The sequence below is a fragment of the Myxococcus vastator genome (assembly GCF_010894475.1).
In the GTDB taxonomy this organism is placed as follows: Bacteria; Myxococcota; Myxococcia; order Myxococcales; family Myxococcaceae; genus Myxococcus; species Myxococcus vastator.
In genome coordinates, this window is the sequence record NZ_JAAIYB010000443.1 from 1 (window position 1) to 6,826 (window position 6,826).

The 6,826-nt window shown below is 69.2% G+C and carries 3 protein-coding genes and 2 pseudogenes; 4 read left to right on the top strand and 1 reads right to left on the bottom strand.

Features of this window, described 5'->3' with window-relative positions:
* The 3 genes and pseudogenes from G4D87_RS30820 to G4D87_RS30830 all read left to right on the top strand — a co-directional run.
* A pseudogene (locus tag G4D87_RS30820) lies at positions 1 to 1,802 on the top strand (hypothetical protein); the annotation flags it as partial.
* Between the two features lie 156 nt (positions 1,803 to 1,958).
* Positions 1,959 to 4,070, top strand: coding sequence for a M13 family metallopeptidase (locus tag G4D87_RS30825; RefSeq protein WP_163786276.1), 2,112 nt, complete (start codon positions 1,959 to 1,961; stop codon positions 4,068 to 4,070).
* Positions 4,071 to 4,123: 53 nt separating this feature from the next.
* The gene (locus tag G4D87_RS30830; RefSeq protein WP_163786277.1) at positions 4,124 to 4,345 is read left to right on the top strand and encodes a hypothetical protein; all 222 of its coding nucleotides are present in this window, start codon (positions 4,124 to 4,126) and stop codon (positions 4,343 to 4,345) included.
* A gap of 24 nt (positions 4,346 to 4,369) precedes the next feature.
* Here the strand turns inward: G4D87_RS30830 and G4D87_RS30835 are convergent, their stop codons facing one another.
* Positions 4,370 to 6,007, bottom strand: coding sequence for a fumarate hydratase (locus G4D87_RS30835; protein ID WP_205507781.1), 1,638 nt, complete (start codon positions 6,005 to 6,007; stop codon positions 4,370 to 4,372).
* Positions 6,008 to 6,257: 250 nt separating this feature from the next.
* Between G4D87_RS30835 and G4D87_RS30840 the strand changes: the two are divergent.
* A pseudogene (locus G4D87_RS30840) lies at positions 6,258 to 6,826 on the top strand (OmpA family protein); the annotation flags it as partial.

Genomic DNA, 6,826 nt, shown 5'->3' on the forward strand with positions numbered 1-6,826 from the left:
CACCGGGCAACCTCAAGGACTTCATCTGGGCCAACAACAACAACCGGGATTTGGAGGTGCGCAAGGAGTACGTGCCCAACCCGGACAACGCCCCGGTGGACCTGGCCTTCAACACCTGGAACCGCGACATCGCCTTCCAGGAGTACTACGCGAAGCACGGCAAGAAGGGCTTCGACCTGGACACCGCCATCCGGATGCTGGCCTCCAGCCCCATCAACCGGCCGCACGCGTGTGATGGCAAGGTCACCACGTCGGAGATGGCCCAGAAGCTGATGTTCCTGGCCCACTACGGCAAGACGACGCTGCGCGAGAAGATGGTGGGCGGCCGGTGGATTCCCGACCTGCCCGGCGCCACGCCGCACCTGTCGCTGGGCTACACGGCCTTCAGCCCCGTCGTCGTGGCGGAGAAGCTGGAGGCCGCTCGCAAGGGCTGGACGCCTCCCGCCGAGCCCGCCGCGCTCAAGCGCGACGTGTCGAAGGTGAAGGACGCGTTCGTCTTCGGCAGGCCCCTGCTGTGGGCCAACACCGTGTTCCCCGCGACGGATGGGGAGAACTGGCTGGTCAGCGGCACCGCCGCGTACTGGAAGCTGCTCAAGGACCTGCCGGCCGGCGCGGACACGTCCGACAAGGCCTTCGAGTACCAGCGCGACGCGCTGGCCGACCTCAACGCGCGCTACCTCTTCACCACCTCGCGCGAGGCGGACGTGGTGCCCGCCGCCGCGAAGACGGACTACGGCCGCTACGGCGCCTACCTGCTGCCGCGCATCAAGGGCACCTTCCTGCTGCACCAGCTGCGGCTGCTGCTGGGCAACGCCCCCTTCTCCAAGGCGATGAACGCCCTGCATGGCCGCTACGCCAACAAGAACGTCACCACCGCGGACTTCAAGCGCGCGGTGCTGGAGGCCACCGGCCGGGACGTGGGCCTCCTCGTGTCGCAGTGGGTGGAGCAGACGGGGCTGCCACAGCCGCGCATCCGCGCCAGCGCCGCGCGGGTGAAGGACGGCTACGAGGTGACGCTGAAGGTGGAGCAGCCCGGCTCGCGCCCCTGGCACTTCGTCACGCAGGTGGAGGTGCGCACCGCGAAGGGCGCCACGCTGGAGCGCGTGGAGGTGAAGGGCCTCAACGAGACGTTCACCTTCCGCACGGCGGAGCCGCCCGTCCGCGTGGTGTTCAACGCCGGCAATGACATTCCAGTGCCGCGCGAGCACCACCAGACGCTGTCGAACCAGCTCGACGCCTGGGAGAAGCTGCTCCTGGTCCACGGCACGGCGCGCCAGACGGAGTCCATGCGCACGCTGGCGCTGGGCTACCGCGAGGTGCTGGCGGACGCGTTCGTGGAGTACCTGATGCCCATCAAGCCGGACGCCGAGGTGACGGACGCGGAGCTGGCGGACCGGGACCTGGTCCTCTTCGGCGGCGCGGAGGACAACGCGCTGCTGGCGCGGCTGGCGGCCGAGAAGCAGCCCCCCGTGGAGCTGGGCCGGCGCTACTTCCGCTGGCAGGGCAAGACGTACGGCCGCCCGGATGATGGCCTGGCCGTGGCGCTGCCCAACCCCTGGAACCCGAAGCGGTCCATGTACCTGTTCGTGTCCAACAGTGGACTTCAGCTCTGGCACATGACGCGCGCCTACCAGCGCGGCCTGCCGGGCTGGGCCCTGTTCCGCGGCGCCGAGGTGAGCGCCAAGGGCTTCCACGACGTGGACGCGCTGGCCCAGGACGTCGCGGTGACGGTGACTCCCGCTGTACCAGCGCCTACGCCCGCGCCTGTACCGGCGCCCGTGCTGGGCCAGCCGCAGCGCTAGCGCGCGCTACGAGGGGCCCCACCGCACGGAAGGTGGGGGTGGGGCCCGCTCCATGGAATAGGGTACGCGCCCGGATGTTCTTCCTGCCTGCCCGGAGGGACGACGACCCTCCGCGTCTGGCAGCATCCGCCGCCCCTCACTTCTCTCGGAGCCGCATTGAGCCCCCTGAAGACCTTCTCCCGCCGTGCCTGGGCCCGCAGCGCCCTGGGCACCCTGCTCCTCACCGGCTGTGCCACCACGCCGCAGCCGCCCCCCGCCGACGACGCGCCGCCTCCGGCCGTGCCCGCCGCTCAGGCCGCCTCCACGCAGGCCGTGCGTTCGCTGGGCGTGGAGCTGAAGCACCTGGACCGTGGCGTCCGGCCGCAGGACGACTTCTACACGTTCGTCAACGGCAACTGGCTGAAGACGACGTCCATCCCCGCGGACCGCGCCCGGTACGGCACCTTCATCGAGCTGGCGGACAAGGCCGAGCTGGCCATGCGCGCCATCATCGAGGAGTCCGCCGCCGCGAAGGAGCGCCACCCCGGCTCCACCGCGCAGAAGGTGGGGGACCTGTACAACAGCTTCATGGACACCCAGCACATCGAGTCGCTGGGCCTGAAGCCGGTGAGCGACGAGCTGGCGCGCGTGAAGGCCGTGAAGCGCGCGGACGCGCTGCCGGAGCTGTTCGCGACGCTGCTGCGCGAAGGCGTGCCGGCGCCGTTCGGCATCTTCGTGGGCCAGGACCAGAAGCAGGCCACGCGCTACACCGTCTACGCCACGCAGCTGGGCCTGGGCCTGCCGGACCGGGACTACTACACCAAGCAGGAGCCGCGCTTCGTCGAGGTCCGCGCCGCGTACGTGGCCTACCTTGAGAAGCTGCTCACGCTGGCCGGTGAGAAGAACGCGAAGCAGGCCGCCCAGGACGTCATGGCGTTCGAGACGGCGCTGGCCGCGAAGCAGTGGGACCGGGCGCGCAACCGCGACCGCGAGAAGACGTACAACCCCAAGACGGTCGCGGAGCTGGACGCGCTGACGCCGGGCTTCTCCTGGGACCGCTTCCTCAAGGCGTCCGGCGCGGAGGCCACGCCCTCCGTCATCGTCCGTCAGCCGGACTACATGCAGGCCCTGGGCGGGCTGCTGAAGTCCACGCCGCTGCCGGTCATCAAGCAGTACCTGACGCTGAAGGTGCTGGACACCCGCGCCCCGCTGCTCAGCAGCGCCTTCGAGCAGGCGCACTTCGAGTTCCGGGGCAAGACGCTCCAGGGCCTGGAGGAGAACCGCCCGCGTTGGAAGCGCGGCGTGGCCCAGGTGAACGAAGTCGTCGGCGAGGCCGTGGGCCAGCTCTACGTGGAGCGCCACTTCAGCCCCGACTCCAAGAAGCGCATGCAGGAGCTGGTGGCCAACCTGCGCGAGGCCTTCCGCAAGGGCATCGACGGACTGGACTGGATGAGCCCCGCCACCAAGGCGCAGGCCCAGGCCAAGCTGGAGAAGTTCGGCGTGAAGATTGGCTACCCGGACAAGTGGCGGGACTACGCCTCGTTGGACATCGTCGCCGGTGATTTGGTGGGCAACGTCCGCCGGGGCGAGCTGTTCGAGCACCAGCGCGCGGTGGGCAAGCTGGGCAAGCCCATTGACCGCGAGGAGTGGGGCATGACGCCGCAGACGGTGAATGCCTACTACAGCTCCACGATGAACGAGATTGTCTTCCCGGCCGCCATCCTCCAGCCGCCGTTCTTCAACCCGGAGGCGGACGACGCGACGAACTACGGCGCCATTGGCGGCGTCATCGGCCACGAGTTCAGCCACGGCTTCGACGACCAGGGCAGCCGCTCCGACGGCGACGGCAACCTGCGCGACTGGTGGACGCCCGAGGACAAGACGGGCTTCGAGCAGCGCACCAACATGCTGGTGGAGCAGTACAGCGGCTTCAGCCCGCTGGAGGCCATGAGCGTCAACGGCAAGCTCACGCTGGGGGAGAACATCGGCGACCTGAGCGGCCTCACCGTGGCGTACCAGGCCTACAAGCTGTCCACCCAGGGCCAGACGCCGCCCGTCATCGACGGCTTCACGGGCGACCAGCGCTTCTTCCTGGGCTGGGGGCAGATCTGGCGCGGCCTGTACCGGGACGACGCCATGCGGCAGATGCTGCTGACGGACCCCCACTCGCCGCCGCAGTACCGCGTCAACGGCGTGGTCCGGAACATGCCGGAGTTCTACGAGGCCTTCGGCGTGAAGCAGGGCGACGGCAACTGGCTGCCGTCCGAGCAGCGCGTCAAGATCTGGTAGCCCCGCGGTACGGGGCCGGTGGACAGCGGCCACGGACTGTCTAGGCTGGAGGCGTGAACGCTCTCGCCGTCCGGCTCGTCTGTGGCCTGCTGTTCGCCGTCCTGGTGTCAGGGGCCATCGTGAAGCCCCCTGACAACCTCACGCAGGGGCTGGGAATGCTGCTCCCCGCCACCATGCTGCTGGGTGTGGCCCTCAAGGGGCCGCGCCGCTCCATCATCCCGAAGCGGCGCGCCCCGCCCGCGGCTCCCACGGCAGGGGAGCCGCCTCGGCCCTGAGCGTCAGGGGCGGGGGGCTCCCGCTCAGGCCTTCTTCGCCGCCGACGGCTTGTTGATGTTGGCGAAGAAGTCGTTGCCCTTGTCGTCCACGACGATGAAGGCCGGGAAGTCCACCACCTCAATCTTCCAGACGGCCTCCATGCCCAGCTCGGCGTACTCGAGCACCTCCACCTTCGTGATGCAGTCCTTGGCCAGCCGCGCCGCCGGGCCGCCGATGGAGCCCAGGTAGAAGCCACCGTGCTTCTTGCAGGCCTCGGTGACGGCGGGGGAGCGGTTGCCCTTGGCCAGCATCACGAAGCTGCCGCCCGCGGCCTGGAACTGGTCCACGTACGCGTCCATGCGACCGGCCGTCGTCGGGCCGAAGGAGCCCGAGGCATAGCCCTCCGGCGTCTTCGCCGGGCCCGCGTAGTAGACCATATAGTCCTTGAGGTACTGGGGCATGCCGTCGCCGGCGTCCAGGCGCTCCTTGATTTTCGCGTGGGCGATGTCGCGCGCCACCACCAGCGGGCCGCTGAGCATCAGGCGCGTCTTGATGGGGTAGCGCGACAGCTCGGCGCGAATCTCGCTCATGGGGCGGTTGAGGTCGATCTTCACCACCTCGCCGCCCAGCTGGCTGTCCGTCGTCTCGGGCAGGTACTTCGCCGGGTCGGCCTCCAGCTGCTCCAGGAAGATGCCGTCCTTCGTGATCTTCCCCAGAATCTGCCGGTCCGCCGAGCACGACACCGCGATGGCCACCGGGCAGGACGCGCCGTGGCGGGGCAAGCGGATGACGCGCACGTCATGGCAGAAGTACTTGCCGCCGAACTGCGCGCCAATGCCGGTGCGCTGCGTGAGCTTGAGGATCTCCTGCTCCAGCGCCACGTCGCGGAAGCCGCGGCCCAGGTTGTTGCCCTCGGTGGGGAGCGAATCCAGGTAGCGCGCGGAGGCGTACTTGGCCGTCTTCAGCGCGTACTCGGCGGAGGTGCCGCCCACGACGATGGCCAGGTGGTACGGCGGACAGGCCGCGGTGCCCAGCGCGCGCACCTTCGCGTCCACGAAGCTCAGCAGGCTCTGCGGGTTGAGCAGCGCCTTCGTCTCCTGGAACAGGTAGCTCTTGTTGGCGGAGCCGCCGCCCTTCGCCATGAAGAGGAACTTGTAGGCGTCACCGTCCGTCGCGTAGAGCTCGATCTGCGCGGGCAGGTTGTTGCCGGTGTTGACCTCCTTGTACATGTCCAGCGGCGCCATCTGGGAGTAGCGCAGGTTCGACGTCTGGTACGTGTCGAACACGCCGCGGGAGATGGCCTCCTCGTCATTGCCACCGGTGATGACGTACTGGCCCTTCTTGCCCATGACGATGGCGGTGCCCGTGTCCTGGCAGGAGGGCAGCACGCCGCCGGCGGCGATGTTGGCGTTCTTCAGCAGCTCCAGCGCCACGAAGCGGTCGTTGGACGACGCCTCGGGGTCCTCGAGGATGTGGGAGAGCTGCTTCAGGTGTCCGGGGCGCAGCAGGTGCGCGATGTCGCGCATGGCCTCGCGGGTGAGCAGGGTGAGCGCCTCGGGCGCGACCTGGAGGAAGGTGCGGCCGCCAGCTTCGAAGGTGGAGACGTGGTCCTTGGAGAGCAGCCGGTACGGCGTCTCGTCCTTGCCCAGCGGCAGCATGTCCTGGAACTGGAAGTCGGTCATACCCGTAGGCGTAGCGCCAATGCGGCCCTCGTGGGTAGCTGGAACGCGCGGCGCCAGAAAACCTCGCCGCATGGGAGCTACAAGTCCCTTCACTCCTGAAACAGCCTGATACATGGACAGGGGAGGGAAGGCGGCCGAGGGTTGGCTGGCCGTCAGCCCGGGTGGCGGACAACTCGCGGAGCCGCCGGGTTGTGCGATGCTGTGAGCCGCCGTGGCCGCCATCTCCGCTCAAGTCCCCCTTCTTGTTTTCATGGCCCTGCTCGCCACCTCCGCGCGCGCGGCGGAGCCTTCCGCCGTGGAGCAGCGGGCGCGCGAGGACCTGGACCGGCAGCTCCAGGCACTGGTGAAGACGCCGCCGCCGGAGATCGTCATCTCCTTCGAGGGCCTCCCCGGAGCGGGCACGTCGCGGGGCTACAAGCTGGTGGAGGCGGACTTCCTCGTCAACGGCCAGCCCCTGGCCATCCCCGGCCTGGACAAGCTCAACGGCCCCGGAGTGCACCGGCTCGCGGTGCTCACCGTGGAGGAGGGCGCCTACACCCTCGTCTCGCACGTCACCTACGCCAACGAGTCCTGGAACCTCTTCAGCGAGGAGAGCGGCTTCCTCTGGAAGCTGACGGCGTCGGTGACGGTGCAGGTGCAGCGCGGCCTTCGGGCGCGGGTGCGGGTGCTCCCCGCCATCAACCCCACCGCGCCGGATCCCCGGCTGAAGCTGAAGCTGTCCCATGACGTGAAGGCGGAGATGACGGCCGCCATGGCGGACGTGGCCATTCCGGATGTTCCGGACGCGGGTGTACCGGTGGCGCGGGCGCCCGCGAAGCC